The sequence below is a fragment of the Flavobacterium limnophilum genome (genome assembly GCF_027111315.2).
GTDB classification, from domain to species: domain Bacteria; phylum Bacteroidota; class Bacteroidia; order Flavobacteriales; family Flavobacteriaceae; genus Flavobacterium; species Flavobacterium limnophilum.
The window spans coordinates 2,102,406-2,124,514 of sequence record NZ_CP114289.2; the positions used below are offsets into that span (position 1 = coordinate 2,102,406).

The 22,109-nt window shown below is 37.6% G+C and carries 24 protein-coding genes; 17 read left to right on the plus strand and 7 right to left on the minus strand.

Annotation, left to right across the window (positions count from 1 at the left end; translation table 11 throughout):
* The first annotated feature begins 90 nt into the window (after positions 1-90).
* The 15 genes from OZP13_RS08510 to OZP13_RS08580 all read left to right on the plus strand — a co-directional run bounded on the left by OZP13_RS08510 (position 91) and on the right by OZP13_RS08580 (position 13,833).
* Positions 91-2,442 carry a glycoside hydrolase family 2 TIM barrel-domain containing protein gene (locus OZP13_RS08510; protein WP_281299341.1) on the plus strand — a complete coding sequence of 784 codons (2,352 nt, stop codon included), beginning with the start codon at positions 91-93 and terminating at the stop codon, positions 2,440-2,442.
* An 825-nt stretch (positions 2,443-3,267) separates the two neighbouring features.
* Complete coding sequence (locus tag OZP13_RS08515) at positions 3,268-3,390, plus strand: hypothetical protein (RefSeq protein WP_269243503.1); 123 nt, start codon at positions 3,268-3,270, stop codon at positions 3,388-3,390.
* A gap of 244 nt (positions 3,391-3,634) precedes the next feature.
* Complete coding sequence (locus OZP13_RS08520; RefSeq protein WP_269243504.1) at positions 3,635-4,237, plus strand: DUF6088 family protein; 603 nt, start codon at positions 3,635-3,637, stop codon at positions 4,235-4,237.
* The gene (locus OZP13_RS08525) at positions 4,234-5,238 is read left to right on the plus strand and encodes a nucleotidyl transferase AbiEii/AbiGii toxin family protein (RefSeq protein WP_269243505.1); all 1,005 of its coding nucleotides are present in this window, start codon (positions 4,234-4,236) and stop codon (positions 5,236-5,238) included. Before OZP13_RS08520 ends, OZP13_RS08525 begins: the two co-directional genes overlap by 4 nt.
* A 553-nt stretch (positions 5,239-5,791) precedes the next feature.
* Positions 5,792-5,974 (plus strand): hypothetical protein, encoded by a 183-nt coding sequence (locus tag OZP13_RS08530; RefSeq protein ID WP_269243506.1) that lies wholly within the window; start codon positions 5,792-5,794, stop codon positions 5,972-5,974.
* A gap of 10 nt (positions 5,975-5,984) precedes the next feature.
* The gene (locus OZP13_RS08535) at positions 5,985-6,365 is read left to right on the plus strand and encodes a hypothetical protein (RefSeq protein WP_269243507.1); all 381 of its coding nucleotides are present in this window, start codon (positions 5,985-5,987) and stop codon (positions 6,363-6,365) included.
* A gap of 169 nt (positions 6,366-6,534) precedes the next feature.
* Complete coding sequence (locus OZP13_RS08540) at positions 6,535-7,311, plus strand: protein kinase family protein (RefSeq protein WP_281299342.1); 777 nt, start codon at positions 6,535-6,537, stop codon at positions 7,309-7,311.
* A 116-nt stretch (positions 7,312-7,427) separates the two neighbouring features.
* Entirely contained in the window at positions 7,428-8,447 is a 1,020-nt protein-coding gene (locus OZP13_RS08545) for a toxin-antitoxin system YwqK family antitoxin (RefSeq protein ID WP_281299343.1), read from the plus strand.
* Positions 8,448-8,710: 263 nt separating this feature from the next.
* Entirely contained in the window at positions 8,711-9,124 is a 414-nt protein-coding gene (locus tag OZP13_RS08550; RefSeq protein WP_269243512.1) for a hypothetical protein, read from the plus strand.
* Between the two features lie 441 nt (positions 9,125-9,565).
* A complete protein-coding gene (locus tag OZP13_RS08555; RefSeq protein WP_281299344.1) occupies positions 9,566-10,756 on the plus strand; it encodes a PAS domain-containing sensor histidine kinase in 1,191 nt (396 codons plus the stop codon).
* A gap of 184 nt (positions 10,757-10,940) precedes the next feature.
* Positions 10,941-11,516 carry a DJ-1/PfpI family protein gene (locus OZP13_RS08560; RefSeq protein WP_269243515.1) on the plus strand — a complete coding sequence of 192 codons (576 nt, stop codon included), beginning with the start codon at positions 10,941-10,943 and terminating at the stop codon, positions 11,514-11,516.
* Positions 11,517-11,981: 465 nt separating this feature from the next.
* Positions 11,982-12,215, plus strand: coding sequence for a heavy metal-binding domain-containing protein (locus OZP13_RS08565; protein WP_281299345.1), 234 nt, complete (start codon positions 11,982-11,984; stop codon positions 12,213-12,215).
* Positions 12,203-12,475 carry an efflux RND transporter periplasmic adaptor subunit gene (locus OZP13_RS08570; RefSeq protein WP_269243517.1) on the plus strand — a complete coding sequence of 91 codons (273 nt, stop codon included), beginning with the start codon at positions 12,203-12,205 and terminating at the stop codon, positions 12,473-12,475. Before OZP13_RS08565 ends, OZP13_RS08570 begins: the two co-directional genes overlap by 13 nt.
* Positions 12,476-12,770: 295 nt before the next feature.
* Positions 12,771-13,358: a hypothetical protein gene (locus tag OZP13_RS08575; RefSeq protein ID WP_269243518.1), complete on the plus strand. Its 588-nt coding sequence runs from the start codon at positions 12,771-12,773 to the stop codon at positions 13,356-13,358.
* A gap of 88 nt (positions 13,359-13,446) precedes the next feature.
* Positions 13,447-13,833 (plus strand): lipocalin family protein, encoded by a 387-nt coding sequence (locus tag OZP13_RS08580; protein WP_269243519.1) that lies wholly within the window; start codon positions 13,447-13,449, stop codon positions 13,831-13,833.
* 12 nt (positions 13,834-13,845) lie between these two features.
* Here the strand turns inward: OZP13_RS08580 and OZP13_RS08585 are convergent, their stop codons facing one another.
* Positions 13,846-14,865 (minus strand): LLM class flavin-dependent oxidoreductase, encoded by a 1,020-nt coding sequence (locus OZP13_RS08585; protein WP_269243520.1) that lies wholly within the window; start codon positions 14,863-14,865, stop codon positions 13,846-13,848.
* A 165-nt stretch (positions 14,866-15,030) separates the two neighbouring features.
* Here OZP13_RS08585 and OZP13_RS08590 point away from each other — a divergent pair, with 165 nt between their 5' ends.
* Together OZP13_RS08590 and OZP13_RS08595 are read left to right on the plus strand one after the other, a co-directional pair.
* Positions 15,031-15,411 (plus strand): PH domain-containing protein, encoded by a 381-nt coding sequence (locus tag OZP13_RS08590; RefSeq protein WP_073371241.1) that lies wholly within the window; start codon positions 15,031-15,033, stop codon positions 15,409-15,411.
* A 173-nt stretch (positions 15,412-15,584) separates the two neighbouring features.
* Positions 15,585-16,625 carry a GMP reductase gene (locus OZP13_RS08595; RefSeq protein ID WP_281299346.1) on the plus strand — a complete coding sequence of 347 codons (1,041 nt, stop codon included), beginning with the start codon at positions 15,585-15,587 and terminating at the stop codon, positions 16,623-16,625.
* Between the two features lie 27 nt (positions 16,626-16,652).
* On the opposite strand, the gene OZP13_RS08600 is transcribed toward OZP13_RS08595, so the two are convergent.
* From OZP13_RS08600 to OZP13_RS08625, 6 genes are all read right to left on the minus strand, one after another.
* Entirely contained in the window at positions 16,653-17,102 is a 450-nt protein-coding gene (locus OZP13_RS08600) for a cupin domain-containing protein (protein ID WP_281299347.1), read from the minus strand.
* A gap of 155 nt (positions 17,103-17,257) precedes the next feature.
* On the minus strand, positions 17,258-18,703 hold the full coding sequence (locus OZP13_RS08605) for an MFS transporter (RefSeq protein ID WP_281299348.1): 1,446 nt from the start codon (positions 18,701-18,703) through the stop codon (positions 17,258-17,260).
* Positions 18,704-18,777: 74 nt separating this feature from the next.
* Positions 18,778-19,941: a mannonate dehydratase gene (gene uxuA / locus OZP13_RS08610; protein WP_281299349.1), complete on the minus strand. Its 1,164-nt coding sequence runs from the start codon at positions 19,939-19,941 to the stop codon at positions 18,778-18,780.
* 24 nt (positions 19,942-19,965) lie between these two features.
* Positions 19,966-20,793 carry an SDR family oxidoreductase gene (locus OZP13_RS08615; RefSeq protein ID WP_284701537.1) on the minus strand — a complete coding sequence of 276 codons (828 nt, stop codon included), beginning with the start codon at positions 20,791-20,793 and terminating at the stop codon, positions 19,966-19,968.
* 1 nt (position 20,794) lies between these two features.
* Complete coding sequence (locus tag OZP13_RS08620; RefSeq protein WP_281299351.1) at positions 20,795-21,457, minus strand: beta/alpha barrel domain-containing protein; 663 nt, start codon at positions 21,455-21,457, stop codon at positions 20,795-20,797.
* Positions 21,458-21,655: 198 nt separating this feature from the next.
* The gene (locus OZP13_RS08625; RefSeq protein WP_281299352.1) at positions 21,656-22,108 is read right to left on the minus strand and encodes a NanQ anomerase/TabA/YiaL family protein; all 453 of its coding nucleotides are present in this window, start codon (positions 22,106-22,108) and stop codon (positions 21,656-21,658) included.
* Position 22,109 lies beyond the last annotated feature (1 nt).

Sequence of the window (22,109 nt, forward strand, 5' to 3'; positions counted from 1 at the left end):
TTACCATTAAAAACCCTTGTTGAACACAACCGTATAAAAACCATAGACTTCACTGAAGTTAGCCATACAAACAATAATAAGCAGAAAAAAATGAACCATTTTAAAACAAAACACTACAAATTACTCACTTTAGCTTTTCTATTGCTGTTTTTAGCAACAGCCACCAACGTCTTTTCGCAAGCACGCAAAACCATCAATTTTGACAACAACTGGCAATTTATAAAAGAAGATGTTTCGGGCGCAGAAAAACCTTCGTTTAATGATGCACAATGGACAAAACTTAATGTTCCCCACGATTGGAGCATTGAAGGGCCTTATGACAGAGCCAATCCATCGGGTCGCGGTGGCGGTTATTTGCCTACCGGAATTGGTTGGTATCGCAAAACCTTTACCGTGGACAAGGCCGATGCCCAAAGAATATGCACCATCGAATTTGACGGTGTTATGGCCAACAGCGATGTCTGGATCAACGGGAAACATTTAGGGAAACGTCCTTACGGCTATACCAGTTTTGCCTATGACCTGACTCCTTATTTGAACTTTGACAAGCCCAACGTCATAGCCGTGAGAGCCGACAATTCCATCCAGCCTGCTTCCCGTTATTATACCGGTGCCGGTATTTATCGCCACGTTCGTTTGGTTACGGTAAACCCGACCCATTTCAAACATTGGGGAACTTTTATCACCACTCCAGTTGCCACAGCGGCTAAAGGAATCATTAACCTAAAAGCCGAAATTGAGAACAAAGGAACGGCTGGTGACTACAAATTGCAAATCGACATTGTGGACGATAAAGGGACGGTGGTTAAAACTGTCGAAAGCGTGAAAAATATTGCTGCCAACGCCAGTGGATTGATTTCGCAAGACATTGAAATCAAGAATCCAAAACTATGGGGTTTTGATGCCCCCAATTTATACACTGCCAACACCAAATTGTATTCCGGCAAAACCCTTATTGACAACCAAAGCATTCCTTTTGGCATCAAAAAAGCGGAATTCATTGCCGAAACTGGTTTTTGGCTGAATGGTAAAAACTTGAAACTAAAAGGGGTTTGCCTTCATCACGATGGTGGAGCCGTTGGTTCCGCAGTGCCTTTGGGCGTTTGGGTAGAACGATTCAAAAAGCTGAAGGAAGTGGGCGTGAATGCCATTCGCACCTCACACAATCCCGTTGCTCCCGAGTTTCTTGACTTGTGTGACCAAATGGGTTTTGCCGTAATGGACGAAACCTTCGACACCTGGAATTCTGCCAAGCATAATGGCGAAAAAGGGTATAATCTCTATTTTACGGATTGGTGGGAACAAGACACGAGAGACATGATTTTGAGAGACCGCAACCATCCTTCCATCGTTATTTACAGCATTGGAAACGAAATACACGACGACCTTAGTTATCCTGAAGGCTACAAAAAATACAAAATGCAGGAAGACTTGGTGAAGAAATACGACGACAGCCGACCGGTGACCATGGCGCTTTTTAGACCCGCCAATTCCAAGGTGTATCTTAGCGGTTTTGCCGAACAGATGGATGTCGTAGGACAAAATTACCGCGAAAACGAACTGATTGCCGCCCACGAAGCGCACCCCAACTGGAAAGTAATAGGAACCGAAAATACCCATGTGTTGAACCAATGGTTGGCTTTACGCGACAAACCTTATATGGCTGGTCAATTTTTATGGACGGGTTACGACTATTTAGGCGAAGCCGATTGGCCAGAAACGACCAATAACCAAGGTTTATTTGACAGAGCAGGAAACTGGAAACAACAAGCCTTGCAAAGAGACAGCTGGTGGTCAACCGAGCCTGTGGTACATATCGTGAGAAAATCTGAAAATGCAGGAGCCGGAAATTGGGTAGCCGATTGGACGCCAAACGATTTTGACACCTACGACAATGCCAAAGTGGAAGTGTACAGCAATTGCGACGAAGTGGAACTTTTCCTTAACGACAAGTCCTTGGGAAGCCTCAAAAAACCAGCCAATGATTCGCCAAGAGAATGGAATGTGACTTTTGAAGAAGGCACCATCAAAGCCATTGGCAAGAACAACGACAAAATTGTGGCGCAAGAAGCGTTTACCTCGGCCGGGAAACCCGCAAAGATCATCCTTAGCAAAAGCAAGCCAACGCTGGCCAACAACTGGGACGATGTTTCTTTCATCACGGCCACCATCGTGGACGACAAAGGAACAAGATGCGCCAATGCCGACAACCTGATCCAATTCAGCATCACGAATTCAGGGAAGCTGATTGGGGTGGACAACGGCAACATCATCAGCCATGAGGATTACCTTTCGCCGGAACGACATGCTTTTGCCGGAAAGGCCATTGCCATCATGAAAGCGGCACAAGATGCCGGCAAGATTGAAATCAAGGCCAGTGCCGAAGGTTTGGAAGCAGGATCGATACTCGTAGAGATTGTTGCGGAGAAAACCAAGCCCTAAACTGTTTTCCGATTTATAGCTTACTCCAAAGACGGTTTTAGCGAATAGCAATAATTGAAAAGCATGCACTACCACTTTGTAAAGACCAGGAAAGGGAAATCACATTACTTGCTCTCGTTATGTGATTTCTCCCGTTTGTCGCAATGACAAAAAGGTTTAGCTTACCCATTGGGAATACTTCCATTTGTTTCCTTTTTCAAACAGGGTTCTTCTTTGCCCGGTGCAGGGCAACAACATCCCTTTTTATAACTACTGAAAGGCGTTCCATCTTCTTCAAGAAGCAATCGACCCCATAATTTGGACTATTTTGGGGGTACCACAACCTAGGCTTATCTATGGCTTTGAGTGGGCTTTGAGTGGGAGTGGCTATTTGCCAAATTCGCTCTATCAAGTCGTGTGCAAATCCTGTCCCAAAACAGACAGGTTCTTGAACAGAAAATTCTTGATGGCCAGAATACCCAAGGCAGCTATCAACGACTTGATGATGATGGCCCTTTTTACGATGTACTTCCTCTTTTATTTTTTTTTTGCAAAGTAAGAAATATATCCAGAATTGGGAATCTTTTTTTGATTTCAAGGGGTTCTCAACCGTTTAGAAGGCTTGTGTAAATAATTCGTTTTTTGGATGGTTTGTAAGTATTTATTTCTATATTAGCGGTGTTAAAAAATAAGATTTGTTTAAATACCTTTTTGTAATGAAAGAAAAATTTAAAATTAAACGAGGGCAAAATTCACCCACAAAAAGCAAACGAGAGTAAATTTTAATTATATTCACACTCGAACATAAATTAGAGGTAATAAACGCCTTCGTTTAAAAATTATAAAATGAGTAAGAAAATAACACATAATCCGGAAATTCCGTACAATGATTTGCCGCTATTACCCCCACAAGCGGAAATAGAAAATACTACAATACTTAAAGGAAAGTTGGTTTTGTATTTGGGATGATTTGCTTCGTCTGTTCGCTATCTCCGCACGTGCACATAAACAAAATAAAAAACAAAGAATTACAAATTGAAATGGATACGAGCGGGGAATCATTTAATTTTACTATCCATTCTCGAAACGTGTAAATATCAAGGAATAAACTTCTACGATTTCTTAATTTCAGGTGCAAGTAGTATTTATAATTTTTCAAAAAAATAAGTCGTTGTCCCAAATATTAACTAAATTTGGGACGAAATGAATCATAATGGAACGACCAATAGTAGAAAATAAAATTGCCGAAGTGCTGAAATCACACCCAAAAGGAAGTGTTCTTTTTGTAGATGATTTTTTGGATTATGGTAATCCAGAAAGTGTTAAGAAAGCTCTACTTCGACTAAAGGAAAAGGAAATACTTGTTCGCTTGGCTCACGGTATTTACTTATACCCCAAAATCGACAAAGAACTTGGAGTTCTCTTCCCATCAACCGAAGACATAGCCAAAGCAATTGCAAGACGAGACAGAGCAAGAATTGTCCCAACAGGAGTTCAAGCGTTGAATAAATTGGGATTATCAACCCAAGTTCCTATGAAAGTGGTTTATCTGACGGATGGAGCAGCAAGAAGCATTAAAGTTGGAAAACGAACAATTACTTTTAAAAATACAAGCCCAAAAAATTTAATGGCACAAGGCGAAATAAGCAGTTTAGTAATTCAAGCACTAAAAACTATTGGTCAATTAAAAGTAGATGATGAAACACTTTTAAAAATTCAAACACTTCTCCAAAAGGAAAAAATAGAGAATAGATTGAATGATGCCAAACTTGCACCAGCTTGGATAAACAAAATATTAATAAAATCCATTCGATGAATACCAACTGGCTAGCATTATCAAAGGAAAGAAGAATTGAAATTCTAAATCAGGCAACAGAACTAACGGGTTTACCTTCGGTAGCTATTGAAAAAGATTGGTGGGTAACATTGGCATTGAACGCTTCATTCTCTTTGCCTTACAGTAAAAATATAGTTTTCAAAGGTGGCACTTCTTTAAGCAAAGGATGGAATTTGATAGAACGATTTTCTGAAGATATTGACTTGGCTATTGATAGAAAGTTTTTTGGTTTTGAGGGAGAGATTAGTAAAACTCAAATCAAAAATCTAAGGAAGGAATCTTGTGAATTTATATCAACTACATTTCTTGACGATTTAACTAAAATATTGACCGAGTGGCAGGCAATTAGCGAATGTAAACTAATTGCTCAACCAGTAAAAGATTCAGACAAAGACCCACAGGTAATTGAAATTCATTATAATTCAGTAATTGACACATCGGAATATTTACCCCAAAGGGTTTTGATAGAAGTAAGTTCACGTTCATTAATGGAGCCAATCGAGGAAAGAGAAATCAACTCAATTTTAAGCGATAACTTTCCTAAACAAAGTTTTGTAACAGTTCCTTTATCAATATCGACCGTGCTTCCACAAAGAACGTTTTTAGAAAAAGTGTTTTTGCTTCACGAAGAGTTTTCGCAAGAAACAGAAAAAATACGTGTTGACAGACTTTCAAGGCATTTATATGACTTAGAAAAATTGATGGATACCGAACACGGAATTGAGGCGTTGAAAAACAAAGAACTATACAACAAGATTGTTACACACAGAGAAAAATTTAATCCATTAAGAGGGCTTGACTATGACAATCATATTCCAAGTAAAATCAGTATAATTCCGCCAGACAAGGTAATAAAAGACTACGAAAGGGATTATGAAGCAATGACCCGTTTTATGATTTACGGAGATCCGTTAAAATTTGACCAACTAATGAAAAGAATTTTGGAACTACAATCAAGAATAAATGATATTACTAAGTAATCACGAATACCAATAAAAATGAATGACAAAGTGAATAATTAGTCAGCCCTCAATGACACAGTGAACAGGAGGCCAGCAGGTAACAGCTAGAGTTCGTTGGGCTCGCAGAGAGCCAACAATGAAACTCCTGTTGAACAGCTTGTCCCGATGCATCGGGAGAACCAGCAATTATCTTATACTATGGAGTTATCGAAAATTTGGAAAAGGAATATGTAAGAGGTGTTTTTATTCCTAATATGGAGTTATCGACAATCTATTGATTTTCAACGTAATAAATCAAATTCAAATGCCGTAACTACAATGCAAAAGTACAAACTAAATTGGGTTATGGCAATTATTTAAATTTGTTTTCAAAGGCTTCTTAGATAATTATATTTTAACACAGCTACCGTAGGTTTAGTTCAACAGCCACTACAACGGATTTGGGCATTTGGCTTAATGGAAACATGGTCTTGTACTTGGGATATTTGGTAAATCCGAAAATAGGGCTTAATTTAGTCCCAAACCCGCTGTAGTGCCAAGACGTTATGCCTCATGCTAAAAAAACTGACAGATGAGCGAAAGAAAAAATCGTAAACTAAAAAAAGAAATAAAAGCTGAAGACGTTGAATTTGATCGCGATGAAAATTTTGCTTTTATTGTGGGATACACTTCTGGTGGTGCACCGTATGGCGTGACACACGAAGAGATGAATGGAATTGAAAAAGAAGACCACGAAACTGACGATATAATATAAAAGAAAACAAATGTCATCTGGAGAAGCACATACAATTTGGTTTCCTGAATTAAAAAAGTATTTAAAAGAGAATTGGAAAGCTAATTTGACAATTCCAAAACATTTTAAACTTGTGGCTGAATTAGATAATAAACTGAAGCAAATTAGAACCGAAAGAAATATTCAACCTCCAATGATGTGGTGTCCAAAATGCCAAAAAAGACATCGCTCAAGGCTTAGGTCAATTTCTATAACTGCAATGTATTTTGCTTTAAAAAAATTTGATAATTGTACCGAAATTGAGTTTAAAGAATTTATGAAAAATTGGAAATTGTATTCAAAAGAGAAAAATATTGACATTTACGGAAACGAAGTGCTAAAAACCAATTTAGAAGAAAGCACGAAGGCATAACACACGCTACAAGCAATTTGGCGAATTGGCTTAATGGAAAGTTGGTTTTGTGTTTGGGATGATTTGCTTCGTCTGTTCGCTATTGCTCGGGTGGTAAATTCGAAAATAGGCTTAATTTGATCCAAACTCGCTGTACAACCAGACTGTTAGCATAAATTTAAATTAACAAATGAAAAAAATCTTATTATTAATTTCACTTGCACTAACAAGTCAAGTTTTTAGTCAAAAAGTATTGTTTGACACATTAAAGGTAGATTCAAAAACTAAAATAATCGGAAGATATCCTCAATACGATAAAAGTAAAACATACGAAAAATATAATTTTATAATCGAAGACTCGGCTTCAATAGTTGATTTTATAAAAACTTTAAAATTGGGCGATGAAGTAAAAAATTCTTTTGAAACTCCAAGTTTTATGTTAACTGTCATTAAAAATTATGATGAAATAGGTTCTTGGACCATAAATCCAACACTAAAAAGTGCAATGACTCACGATGGTCATACATATCAATTTGATCTTAATCAAATTTCAAAATTGAATGAAAACAATTACTTCAATTACTTATATGAGCAAAAGAGTTTCAGCAACAGTAGTGAGTATGTAAATTACCTAAAACAACAGAAAAACAATCCAAAATTCTTATTTGATTATTCCCCTCATTTTAAGTATGAAGGTAGCTTTGAAATTGGATTTAAAAAATCTGAACGATTCCCACATCCAAAGGCAATTAGCGAATATCTTAAACCCTATATAGAAAAAATAGTTAACCACGGTGAATACAACCTTGTATATATTTTCGATGAAAAAAATAAAAAAGATAGAGAACAATATACAATGACAATTTCAGGTTCTAAAAAATTGTTTGATAATCTTAAAGTTGAAAAGTTAAAAACCGAGAATTGGCAACCAATAATCGAAGAAGGATATTTCTTTTATAAAAAATAAACTACTGCCAACGGATTTGGGCAATTGGCTTAATGGGAAGTTGGTTTTGTAAATGGAGATCAGTGCAAATCCGAATAATGGGCTTAATTTAGTCCCAAACCCGTAGTAGTAACAGAATGTTGGCGGATATTTTGCAAAAAAAACAGAAAAATAAAAACATAGAAAATAATATGAAAATTAAATTAACTATCATTCTTGCTATTATTTCAATCCATTTTAGCTTCAGTCAGAAGGTTGAAAATTTAGACTATTGCAATTGTATGGATAAAATCGAAATTAAAGAACCTAATTTAGAAGGCAGTTTTGAGAGAAAATGTAATAATCAAGTTATTGAAACTGGAAGTTTTAAAAATGGAGAAAAAAATGGACAATGGATAACTTATAGTAAAAAAGGAACTCTAATAAGAAAAGTAAATTACACTGATGGAAAGCTTAATGGGAAAATAGAACTATTTTATTTAAATAGCCAACCTAAACTAAGTGCTAATTTTAGCAACGGAAAAAAAGATGGAAAATGGACCTATTTTACCAAAAAAGGAACTGTTTTTATTGAAGGAGAATTTATTTTAGATAAACCTATAAATATTTGGACAATTAAAGACGATAAGGGTAAAAAAACATTAATTCAATATGACTATGCAAACTTAAAATATCTTGTAAATAATTCTGCTGATTTCCATAGTGATAATGCAATTTTAAAAAACGAAAACAGTGAGGAATACTACATTTTAAAATACCCAAATAGAGTAAAAAAAGATGGAACGCAACCTATTGGTGGATTTTATTTTGGAAGTGATATTTTTGTTGAACTTGTCGAAGTTCCTCTTGATTATTGGGATACTTATATGAATTACAAGTATAAAGCCACTTTCAAAATTGGGACTGACAGCAGTAATTCTCTTTCTATTGAAAAAATTAATGATCATATGCCTGATTCTACACCTATTTATCCTTTTATAATTAGTACAAATCCAGACTCAAAAATAAAAAAAATCGAACATAGCGAGTTATCTATAAAATTGCTTGATTATAAAATATTTGAAGCTTTAAGTTTTATGCCACCTTGGATATACAAAGATTCAAATGAGGTAGAAGTTTATGTACCTTATGTGATTAATAAAATTTTAAAATATTAAAAAAAACAGCAGATGCTACAACGGATTTGGCGAATTGGCTTAATGGAAAGTTGGTTTTGTGTTTGGGATGATTTGCTTCGCCTGTTCGCTGTCGGGCAGCAAATTAGAATAATGGGGTTAATTTAGTTCGAAACGAGCTGGCAGTAGCAAGACATTGCCAGAAATAACAAGAAACACACAAGATATAAGAGCATTATGAAGACAAAACGAAAGTTTTTTCACGGACTGACGTTATGTGAAAGCTTCACCAAAAATTCTGCAAAATGAAAATACCGAAGATTTACTATTGTCTATTTGCTCTTTTTATGCTTTTTAGTTGCAACATTTTCGACGAAGGAAAAAATACAATCGTTAAGGAATTTTATAATCCGCAGAAAAGTTTGAAAGTAATTGTGTTTGAAAAAAGTGGAAATGCAACTGCAAATAATTCTATTCAAGTTTCTATAGAAAGTAAAGATTATAAACTAACGAACTCAGATAACGGAAATACATTTATCGCGGATAAAAAAGAGTTTCTGAAGCTACCGAATGATAGTTTAATTTTGGTAAAATGGTTTGATAATAAGAAAGTGGAAATCAATTATCCGAGTGATGCGGAAATTTTTAAAATAGAAGAAAGCGTGGAAAGTGAAATTGGAAAAGTAAAAGTGTTACATAACTCAAGAAAAAAATCTTAAAAGCCTTCACATAACAGCTAGAGTTTCGTTGGGCTCGCAGAGCCAACAATGAATTAAAAATCACTGAACTCCATTAAAAAATAAATATAAAGTAAAGTAAACTCCTGTTGAACAGCTTGTCCCGATGCATCGGGAGAACCGGAGTACCTGCCGTCAACACTATGGAGTTATCGTAATTTTTTGAGAGAGCATAGCAAGAGGATTTATAGTCCTCTTTTTTTTTGGGTAATTTCTGGAGGTTTTCTCGTGTTTTCTTTCCTCCCGAAGGCTTCTGGAGGCACAATCGGATCATTCCATTATTGGTGCTGTTTTAAAGACTCAAAAGTCCTGTTTCCCAATACTAATTAGCTATATTTGTTGATAATCCAACGAGAGAGTTCAAAGAGTGAAGTATTTGCATTGGCGTTAAACTGAACCCAACAATTAAAAAGAAAATAATTTATGCAGGACAATTCCAAAATTCTCAAAAATAAATACATCCCCACTACCGAATTTTACAGTCAAATCATTGACAGTCTCCAAGATTATTCGATTTTTACCATTGACAAAGACTTCATCATCAACAGTTGGAGTTCCGGCTCGACAAAAATATTTGGTTACGAAACGGACGAAGTTATTGGAGCACCTTTCGATTTAATATTTACCAACCAAGATTTGGATAACGGTATTCCGCAAAAGGAAATAGAAATTGCCTTGAAAGAAGGCAGGGCTACAGACAATAGATGGCACATTGCCAAGGACAAGAGCCTGTTTTATGCTTATGGTTTGGTTTTTCCACTCACGGGCTTGGATGGCGAATTGCTGGGTTATGTCAAAATTTTGCGTGACTTGACGGAAAGGAAACAATCCGAGGACGCCATAAAAAAATATGTCCGGGAACTGGAAGAACTCAATACGCACAAAGAAAGTGTCATGGCCATACTTTCGCACGATTTACGAAGTCCCCTTTCGGCCATCATTGGCACCGCAAAATATTTGAAGGACAATTTCCATAAAATGAAGCCCGATGCCGTACAGGAAATGCTCAATTTGCTTTATAAATCATCAACAGATGAATTGGAAATGTTGGATTATTTAGTGGAATGGGCAAGGATAAAATATGCTTCGGACGTGTTTTTGCCCAGCCAACTAAAACTAACCGAATATATTGACAAGGTTTTTACCACCTTGAACGAAACCGCTTCGATAAATGCGTTAAACCTTCATCACGAAATTGAAGAAAACACCACCGTATTTGCCGATGGCAAAATGTTGATTTCCATCATTCAAAATATTGTTTCAAATGCCATAAAACATACAGAAAAAGGAGGAACAATAACGGTTTCGGCAAAAAGAAAAGAAGACAAAATTATTGTCGAGGTCAAAGACACCGGAATTGGGATGTCCAAAGAAATCATGGAAAAACTTTTCACGCCCCAAATAAAAACCCTTTCGGAAACCAGAAAAAAGAATAAAGGGGCTGGAATTGGATTATTGTTGGTCAAAGGATTTCTGGAAAAAAATGACGGTGAAATATGGGTCGAAAGCATTGAAGGCGAAGGTTCTTCCTTTTATTTCACGTTACCCATCGAGAAACCTTTATACAAAATAGGCAGCTCGGACGAAATCATGTTTGACGAAAGTGCCCAGTAAATGATTCCGTTGCATTTCCCTCAATACCTTTATACCAATTGGTTTCATTCAACGTTTATTTTGTAACTTTAGTGCTCCTGCTTCGCCCCTGTTTTAGTTCTTGATTTGCGAGAGTCACAAAACTTGGGAACACCAGACAGCAGTAAAGCAGGATTGCCATTTTTTTAATTCTAAAATTTACAAAATGAAAAAAGTATTGTTTTTAACCGGAGACTTCACCGAAGATTATGAAACCATGGTTCCTTTTCAAATGCTGGAAATGGTTGGCTATGAAGTACACGCCGTTTGTCCCGACAAGAAAAAAGGGGACACGATCAAAACCGCCATTCACGACTTTGAAGGCGACCAAACTTATACCGAAAAACCGGGTCACCATTTTACCCTAAATTACAGCTTTGATGCCGTAAATGTGGGTGACTACAGCGGTTTGGTCATCGCCGGAGGAAGAGCTCCCGAATATTTGAGATTGAATCCCAAAATACTCGAAATCACCCAACATTTTTTCAAGACCAACCAACCCGTTGCCGCCATTTGTCACGGCATCCAGATCTTGACAGCCGCCGGAGTGGTCAAAGGACGAAAACTCACCGCCTATCCAGCAGTTGGTCCAGAAGTAACCTTGGCCGGTGGCGAATTCCAGTCCATTCCTGCCGATGGCGTTTATGTGGACGGCAACCTGGTTACTTCGCCCGCTTGGCCAGCCCATCCTAAATTTATCCGGGAATTTTTGAAAATTATGGGTGCCCAAATTCAACTATAAATCTGGGTTCGCTTACTAATTTTAGTCCCATCGATTGAAAAATATAATTTACAAAGGTTTTACTTCGTCTGTTCGCTTTTAGGCACCAGACAAAGGAGACCATTCCTGGTTTAGTATCAAACTTGATGCGTTTCAAACCCACAAAATATCCGGAGTCGCGAGGCTTCGGATTTTTTTATAAAGGATTCGTTGGAAAAAAAATGCCCCACTTTGAAAAATCACCTTGTTTTACCGTTTATCACGCACAGCACCACTCCATACCATCAAAAGACGAATTACAACTATCATTTAACTTTCTCCACATTTTAACAAAAATTTGCTTCTTTATTCCTGTAATTTTGATGTATTATTTGAAGTTTAGCTATTGGCATTGGTTCTTCTTGGCTTCTTATTGGTACCAACGGCTACTTTTGCGTGTGGTGATCATTCCGAAAAAAATTTTGCAGTAAAGAAACTTCGGCAAACATGGAAAAAATAGATTGTTGCAAAAACGGCGCTCATTCCAAAAATAAAAGCAAAGAAACTGCTTTCTTCACTTGTTCCATGGATCCGCAAATCAAGGAAGACCAACCCGGAAAATGTCCCATTTGCCATATGGAATTGACTCCCGTAAAACTCGATGAAAGCAATAGCAACGAAATTTTACAGCACTGCCAGCGGAACAGTATCGGAAGTTTTGCCAACCGATGGCCAAACTGACGCAATCGAACGTGAAAGGTTTGTATATTCCCATCGATGCCGTACTTCGGGAAGAAAACGCTTCCTATATTTGGCTCGAAAAAAAGCCGGGTGTTTTTGAAGTGCAAATGGTGGAAACGGGAGTTGAAACCAACGGAATGATCGAAATTAAATCTGATATAGATGCCTCCAAAAAAGTAGTGATTACGGGTGCTTACGCCATCAACAGTGAATATAAATTCCGAAAAGGTGGCGACCCAATGGAAGGAATGAAGATGTAATTGCAATCAAAACAAAGCCTTTTAATCTTCTTTTGAATTGCCCTAAAAGTGAACTGCTTTTAGGGAAATTTTTTTATTAGACTTTTGTCATTATAAAACATTTCATCTTAATTTACACGATAACAATGACTTTGCACAAATAAAATATTCTTTTGGGTTGTTTGTATAATTTTATTCTTACATTAGCATTAATTAAAAAGGATTTGGTTTGTCAGAGCAAGTGACTCAATTTTAGTTGATTTGTCTGGCAAAAACGCAAGTTGGCAGATACATTAACAAAATAACTGTAAATACAATGAAAAAAACACTTACAATCACATTTCTTATATTTTCTTCTTTTATTACATATTGCCAGACATTAACTTTAGAAGAATTTCAAAAACAAGCTTCACTTTCAGGCTTAAAATTTGAAATGCCAATTGGCTATAGAATAAAAGAAATAAAAGAAAACAGAGATTTACAATACACATTTGCAATAATCAATAAAGACGAAACAATGGAAGTCCGATATTCTATTTTTCCTTTGAAAAAAATGTATGAGAAATATGAAAAGTCAAAAAGTGATCCAAATACTATAATGATAAATCCAAACAACATATATATGGGCATTATGACTTCGAACATAATGAATATGACCAATGGTAAAATGGTCAATATTGGGGATTTTCCAGCATTAGCTGTAAAAAAAGAATTTAATGCCGATTATGGGGGAAGTTCTTTCTTTGAATTCAATTGCGGATTTGGAAAAGGTTATAAATATGGTCAAGCAGTTTGTTTACACAAAAACAATGTTGCTGACGCAATAATAACTTTTATGAGCAATGACAGAAATACGCATTCCGATTTGATGGATATTCCATTTCACTCTTTAACATTTAAATAAAAAAAATCTATCAACTCAGGTCATTAATATTTTTCAATTTTAGTAAAATAACCACAATAACTACATAGTCATTTAAACTTGAAAAATTATGAAAAAATCGATTCTCTTGTTGGCAATATTGGGTTTATTGTTTTCTTGCCATAAAAACGATGAGGAGTTAGCACCAACTTCATTGACCGGGACTTGGAAATTAACCGAAGTTTTGGCTGATCCGGGTGATGGAAGCGGTACTTTCCAGCCTGTTAGCAGCAACAAAAATTTGGTATTTGTGAGTGACAACAAAGTAACTTCAAACAGCCAAATCTGCGATTTCTCCATTGAATCCAATTCAAGTTCAACCGCCAGTTATTCCCAAGCCAATAACACCATCAATTGTTCCAATTTTGTTATTCATTACGAATTGGTTGCCAATACTTTAATTTTATCTTATCCTTGCATCGAAGGTTGCCAAGCCAAATATATAAAAGTACCTTAACGAAAATACTTTTTAATTTGAGCCATTTATCTCATCCATAACTTCTTTAATCAGGCGCAAACTTTTCAGTTTGTCTTGATGGTCGAATACGGCAATGCTAATCATCAATTCGTTCACGCCAGAATTCTTTATAAATTCTTTTAATTCAGTGGTCAAGGTTTCCTTGCTTCCCACAAACGAGCAAGCCGTCATTTGGTTGACCTGAAAACGAGCTTCTTCGCGCATTCCATTCATAAGCTGTGTCAAGGATTCCAACGGAGGTTGCAATGGTTTTCTGTTGTTTTGCACCAAATTCCCAAACATTTGATACAAACTGGTGGAGAGAATTTCGGCTTCTTGATCCGTATCGGCCGCAATGGCATTGACACAAGCCATCGTATAAGGCTGTTCCAAATATTCCGAAGCTTGAAAATTATTGCGATACAATTGAAACGCTACCATCATTTCTCTGGGTGCAAAATGTCCCGCAAAAGCATAAGGCAAACCTTTGGAAGCCGCCAAAACAGCACTTTCCCTACTCGATCCCAATATCCAAAGGGGAACATTGGTGCCTTCGGCAGGAAAGGCGCGCACTTTGGCCGTGGCATTTCGCCCCGAAAAATAAGTTTGCAAGGCTTCCACATTTTGCGGAAATTGTTGCGATTGTTCATAGAAATCTTTCCGGATAGCCATCGCAGTCGGCGTGTCGGTTCCGGGTGCTCTTCCCAAACCCAAATCGATTCGGTTGGGATACAGGGTTTCCAAGGTTCCAAACTGTTCCGCCACAATCAACGGCGAATGGTTGGGCAACATAATTCCGCCCGATCCCACTCGAATGTGTTGGGTTTGACCCGCAATATATCCTATCAAAACCACCGTTGCAGCACTCGCCACGTGAGGCATATTGTGATGTTCTGCCAACCAAAATCGTTGGTATCCCAAAGCGTCCGCCAACTGGGCCAGTTCTTTTGTTTTTTCGAAGGTTGTGCTGGCATTACTGTCTTGGGTTACTAATGCTAATTCTAATATGGAAATGGGAATCGTATTGGTCATTGTATTTTCGGATTTTAGTAAAATTACTCTTTTACATTAAAAATCACCAAATCCTAGTTGTTAATTGAATGATAATATTTGTAGAAGCTGTCACCAAAGACTACTTTTGAAATTATAAAATGACGCACATTATAATTAAAACAACAACAAATAAACAACACAATTATGGGATTTTTTTCAGCCTTGTTAGGCAACGCCGGAGCAGTAAGCCAAGAAAGTTTAATGAAGGACTACAGCAAATTATTGATTGAAGGAGAAGAGATTGAGTTGGGTTTTAAACTCATTCGCGATGTATTCATCTTTACCACCAAGCGATTAATCTTGGTTGAAAAACAAGGTTTGACCGCCAGCAAAGTCGAATACAAATCCGTTACTTATAAAAGTATTTCCAGATTCAGTATCGAAACTGCGGGTACTTTTGATTTGGATGCAGAACTCAAAATCTGGGTTTCCAGTGAAACACAACCCAGCATCAGGAAACAATTCAACAAATCGGTCAATGTCTATGACGTCCACATGGTTTTGGCATCGCACGTCTTGGGATAAAAAATTATTTGGTCTTAAAAATTATCCGAAGTCTACTGCTTCGGATTTTTTTTGAGCCAAATAGTTTTAAAAACAAAAGAATAATTGATGAACCACCAAAATATTTAACTGTAATTTTTAACTGATTTTTTATTAAATCAATACATTTGTTAAACAACTTATTATTTAGCATCATGAGAATAGAAACCGAACTCAAATTAGGATTTAAAGATGTAATGATTAGACCCAAACGTTCTACTTTAAAAAGCAGATCACAGGTTTCATTGGAGAGGGAATTCAAGTTTTTGCATAGTTCGACCACTTGGTCTGGCGTACCCATTATGGGAGCCAACATGGACACCGTGGGAACCTTTGAAATGGCGTTGGCTTTGGCCAAAGAAAATCTTTTTACGGCTATCCACAAACATTATTCCCTTCAGCAATGGAGTGAATTCATAAAAAATGCCCCCGAGAATATCCAGGATTATATTGCCGTGAGTTCTGGAACCGGAAAAAATGATTTTAAAAAAATAGGGGAAATATTCGAGCAGAATCCGCAATTAAAATTCATCTGCATTGACGTTGCCAACGGCTATTCGGAGCATTTTGTGAGCTTTTTGAAACAAGCCCGCAACCAATATCCCGACAAAGTAATTATTGCCGGAAACGTGGTTACCGGTGAAATGGTGGAGGAATTATTGTTGGCCGGTGCCGATATCGTGAAAGTGGGAATTGGCCCTGGTTCGGTTTGTACCACAAGGGTAAAAACAGGTGTTGGTTATCCCCAACTTTCTGCCATTATCGAATGTGCCGATGCCGCACACGGTTTGGGAGGCCACATCATCAGCGATGGCGGCTGTGTCACGCCGGGTGATGTTGCCAAAGCATTTGGTGCGGGTGCCGATTTTGTAATGCTGGGTGGAATGCTGGCCGGACACACCGAAAGTGGCGGTGAACTAATTGAAATTGAGGGCGAAAAATACAAGAAATTCTACGGAATGAGTTCCGAAACGGCCATGAACAAACACGTTGGCGGCGTGGCCGAATATAGAGCCAGCGAAGGGAAAACCGTTCAAGTTCCGTTCAAGGGAGACGTCTTTGAAACACTCAAAGACATTCTTGGCGGCATTAGGAGTACCTGCACTTATGTGGGCGCTTCCAAATTGAAAGAATTGACCAAAAGAACCACCTTTATCCGAGTTTTGGAACAAGAGAACGTCATTTTCAACAAGTAAATTTAAAAAAAAGGAATAGTTAATTAACTATTCCTTTTTTTGGTATTTTTTCATCACCAGATATTTCAATTCGGTGTCTCCCGCATTGCTGATTCCGTGCTCCACATTGGAAGGGCAATAAAAACTGGTATAAGCACCGGCAGTTATGGTTTTGCCTTCCAAATAAAACGTGGCAGTGCCTTCCAATACAAAAAAGAATTCCTCTTCAATATGTTTGTGTGGCGGATGAGTGGACATTTTAGGGCCAACCACGCTCATTTTTAGCGTATTCCCATCAATAAAATCCTTGTCAACAAACCAATATTGGTAACCCACTTTGGTTTTCACGACTTTATCCTGATCAAAGTGATTGACGCAATTTTCTATCGTAAACTTTTTATCGGTTGAATGCTCCTCTTTTTTCAACTCCTGTGCCTTTGCCGATTGTTGCATCATTAGAACAAACATTGCAACTTGTATAATTTGTGCTGTTCTCATAATATTACTGTTTAAAATTACGTCCGTATTTGGCATTGATTCTCCAAATTTAATCCTTTTTTATTGAAAACAATCTATCATGCCTTTTTTCAAAAAAAATAACCCCGAAGCAATACTTCGGGGTTATCAAGAAAAAAAAGATATTGTTTGAAAAACTACAAATCCTTGATTGGTGCATATTTAGGCACTAATGATTTCATTACAATCCAACCGGTCAAGTAACAAACTGCGCAAATGGAGAAAATGATAAAGTATCCAGCTTCAATCCCTTCAAAGCCCATAAAGGACATATTCGTTTCTTTGGTATAATCAAATAATACTCCAGAACCTTTGTTGATCATGGTAGAACCCAAACCTCCTGCCAAACCTCCAATTCCGGTGATCGTGGCAATTGCTTTTTTAGGAAACATGTCACCAACTGTCGTGAAAATATTGGCTGACCAAGCTTGGTGGGCTGCTCCGGCGATACCGATAATAATTACCGGCAACCAATAGCTAATATGTCCTAAAGGTTGTGCCACTAATGCCAACAATGGGAAAAATGCAAAAATCAACATCGCTCTCATTCTTCCTTCATACGGATTCATGCCTTTCTTTTCAACAAAATAAGTTGGCAACCAACCTCCAATAATAGAAAGCAAAGTAATCATGTAAAGAACGAATAAAGGAAAAGCGGCTTCAGTAGAATCCATTCCGTAAACCGAGCTTAAATAAGCTGGAGTCCAGAACAAGAAGAACCACCAAACACCATCTGTCATAAATTTTCCAAAAGCAAAAGCCCAAGTTTGTTTGTATCTGAAACAATCCTTGAAAGTCACTTTGGTAGTTGTTTCTGGCACATAACCAACCAATTTACTGTCGGCTACATCATCTTGTTGAATATATTCCAATTCAGCAGCGCTAACTTTTTTATGATTTTCTGGTTTGTCGTACATGAAAATCCAAAAACCCATCCAAGCAAAACCTAAAGCTCCAATAATGATGAAAGCCATTTCCCAACCAAAAGCTTTGGCAATAAATGGGATGGTAATTGGGGCAGCCAATGCTCCTACCGTTGCACCTGCATTAAAAATACTGGTAGAAAAAGCCCTGTCTTTCTTGGGGAAATATTCAGCTGTTGTTTTGATGGCTGCAGGAAAGTTTCCTGCTTCTCCAACTGCCAAAACAAAACGGGCAAAAATAAACAAAGTAACACTCACGTTGATGACCAATGCAGTATCTTCTACCTGACCAATAGCCTCTTTTGCTCCTTCAAAACCTACAAACCAGTCTCCTGTTATATATCCTGCAGTTGCAATTCCTGCAAAAGCATGCAAACAAGCTCCTACAGACCAAACTCCAATAGCCCAAAGGAATCCTTTTTTGGTATCCATAAAATCTACAAATTTCCCAGCAAACAACAAAGAAACTGCGTAAAAGATTGAGAATAAAGCTGTAATATTTCCGTAATCGTTGTTGGTCCAGTGGAATTCAGGGGCAATAAAATCATTCCATGTCAAAGAAAGTACTTGTCTGTCCAAGTAGTTGATGGTGGTTGCAAAAAAGAGTAATCCGCAAATAGACCAGCGGTAATTCCCTATTGATTGTTTTGTTTTGCTCATTATTGGTTTTTTTAAATTTTGTGGTTAGAGAAAAGGATTTCTTTTGCCTTAAATGTTTATATTTTTTTTAATTTTTATTGAAACAGGCTTTTTTTGATTCCCATTTCCAATCCACGTAATTCGGCTAAACCTCTCAAACGGCCTATTCCTGAATATCCTGGATTTGTTTTTTTATTCAAATCGTCCAACATTTGATGTCCATGATCTGGACGCATTGGCACGTTGCTGTTGTTTTTCTTTTCGATGGCGATAATGGATTTCACTACCTCATACATATCGACGTCGCCCTCTAAATGGTTGGCTTCGTAGAAATTACCTTCTGCATCGCGTTGTGTGCTTCGCAAATGTATGAAATTCATTTTATCCCCGTGACGATCCACGATTCCCGGCAAATCATTTTCGGCAATCACTCCGTAAGAACCCGTACACATACAAAATCCATTGGATGGAGAATCTATTGCATTTAGTAACTGGATTAAATCAGCTTCAGTGCTCACCACTCTCGGCAATCCTAAAATTGGATAAGGAGGATCATCGGGATGAATGGCCATTTTTACGCCCACGCTCTCGGCTACTGGCACGATTTCACGCAAGAAATAATACAAGTTTTCTTTTAGTTTACTGGCATCGATACCGTCATACCCTTGAAGTACTTTCAAGAAATCTTCCACTGAATAAGATTCTTCCGCACCCGGTAAACCTGCAATAATGTTTTGTTGCAGTTTTATTTTATCGGCATCTGTCAACTTTTCGAAAGTAGTTTTTGCTTTTGCTTTTTGGGCTTCGGTATAAGTATTTTCTGCTCCTGGACGTTTTAGAATGAATAATTCAAAAGCGGCAAATTCGTTGATATCAAAACGCAAAGCTTTGGAACCATCCGGCATTTCATAAGACAAATCGGTTCTGGACCAATCCAAAACAGGCATAAAATTATAGCAAACCGTATAAATACCACAACTAGCCAAATTTTTGATGCTTTGCTTGTAGTTTTCTATGTATTTCAAATAATCACCCGATTGTTTTTTGATGTCCTCGTGAACCGGAATACTTTCCACTACCGAGAAAGTTAATCCAGCCGCTTCCACTTCATTTTTTCGCTTCATTATTTCATCCACTTCCCATACTTGCCCATTTTTGATGTGGTGCAAGGCGGTAACAATTCCGGTGGCCCCGGCTTGTCTGGCATCAGATAATTTCACGGGATCATTGGGTCCGTACCATCTCCATGTTTGTTCCATAACTTATAATATTAAATACTATTTTTAAACTCCGCTAAACGCACTAAAACCTCCATCGATAGGAATAACGACACCCGTCACAAAAGAGGATGCGTCATCACATAAATAAAGTGTGGTGCTGATTAAATCTTCCGGTTCTCCAAATCTTCCCATAGGCGTTTGGCCAATAATGGTATTCCCCCTTGGTGTCAATTCGCCGGTTTCGGTTGTCAATAAAGCACGGTTTTGATCCGTCAAGAAAAATCCAGGAGCCAAGGCGTTCACACGAATCCCTACTTTTGAAAAATGGACTGCCAACCATTGCGTAAAATTGGATACAGCCGCTTTTGCGCCACTGTATGCCGGTATTTTTGTCAAAGGTGTAAAGGCATTCATCGAAGAAATATTCAAAATGCTGCAGCCTTTTTTGCCAATCATGTCTTTTGAAAAAACTTGTGTTGGCAATAAAGTTCCGATAAAGTTCAAATTGAAAACGAACTTTATCCCTTCGGCATCCAAATCGAAAAAAGTTTTGAAACCTTCGGTTGTATTCAGCAAGTCTTCTTCCAACAAAAATGGATTTGAAGTAGTTCCCAATGGATGGTTTCCACCTGCTCCGTTAACCAAAATATCGCAGCTTCCCAATTTTTCGTTGATTTCTTTTCTGGCGGCTTCCAACGACTCTTTTTCCAACACATTGGCGGCAAAGCCAATGGCTTTGCCTCCTGCTGCATTGATTTCGTCGGCAACTCGATCTGCCGCATCTTTTCTCAAGTCCAAAACGGCAATTTGGTGACCTTGTTTGGCCAATGCTTTGGCCAACGTGCCACACAAAACTCCTCCTGCTCCTGTTATAACTACTGTTTTCATCAATCTATTTCGTGATAGAATGAATCAAAGCCAAAACTTTTTTAGTTTCAGATTCAATAGTTGCATAATCTTTGTCAGCCATCAATTGTTTGCTGATTAATTTGCTTCCCATTCCTACTGCAGAAACACCTGCTTTGAACCAACCACCGATGTTTTCGGCTGTCGTGTCAACTCCACCTGTAGGCATGAATCTCAAGTTTGGGAAAATATCTTTGATTCCACTCAAGAAATCAGGTCCCAACATGTTTCCAGGGAACAATTTGATGAATTTTACTCCTGCATTTTCGGCAGCAATAATTTCAGTAGGAGTCATACACCCTGGGCTGTACAACACTTCTTTGCTTTTCAAGAAAGTCGCCACTTCAGGAACAAATCCTGGGCTGATGAAGAAATCAGCTCCCACAGCCAAATATTCTTGGGCTTGTTGCAGGTTTTTGATGGTTCCAATTCCTAGCAATAAACCAGGCATTTCAGCATTACGAACTTCTACCATTTTGGTGAAGTTGCTTAAAGCAGTTTCTCCACGGCTTGTATATTCAACCGCCTTGATTCCAGCTTTATAAATAGCTCTTAATACTTCTATTGTTACGGTTTCGTCTGCATTGAAGTACAAAGGAAGCATTCCTTGTTGTACGATTGCATCTGTTACATTTTGAATTTTACTCATTTTTTTTAGATTTTGTGTTAATTTTAACTCCTTAATTAAGATGTTTTCTTGCACTGTTGCTCGCGTGAGGGATGGCAGTGGAGCTCTTTTTTAATTTGGCGATTTTTTTCGCCAAATTAAAAAAAGCGGGAACGTACAGCCCGACCCGTAGTTTTTACGGAGGGGCACGCCCAAATATACCTTAAATTTGGTGTTTTATTAACCGATTTTAACTTTAAATACCAATTTTTTGATTTCTCCTTCTCCGATCATTGGAGCATGAACATCCTCTGGATAAAATATTCCAAATTGTCCATCGGTTAATTGAAAATACATGTCGGGAGCATCATTGAAAAAACGCACATCCTTTTCTGGATTATAATCTCCATTTGGGGTTACACATTTTTCTCTTGGTTTCCAGGCTATGGTTTCCAATCCTTTTACACAAACTTGAATATCTATGTTTTTGTCATGACATTCAAACTTGGCCAAACTTGCTTCGGCAGTTTTTCCGTTTGCAGTGCTTACAATAACTTTCAGGCCGTCTTCGATTTGAATCACTCCGTTTTCTAAAGTTGCAATGTCATTTTGATTTATAAAATCGAATGCTTTTGCAAATAAAGGGTTCAAGCCAGTGTATTTTGATGCGTTATTTAGTGTATCTATTATCATG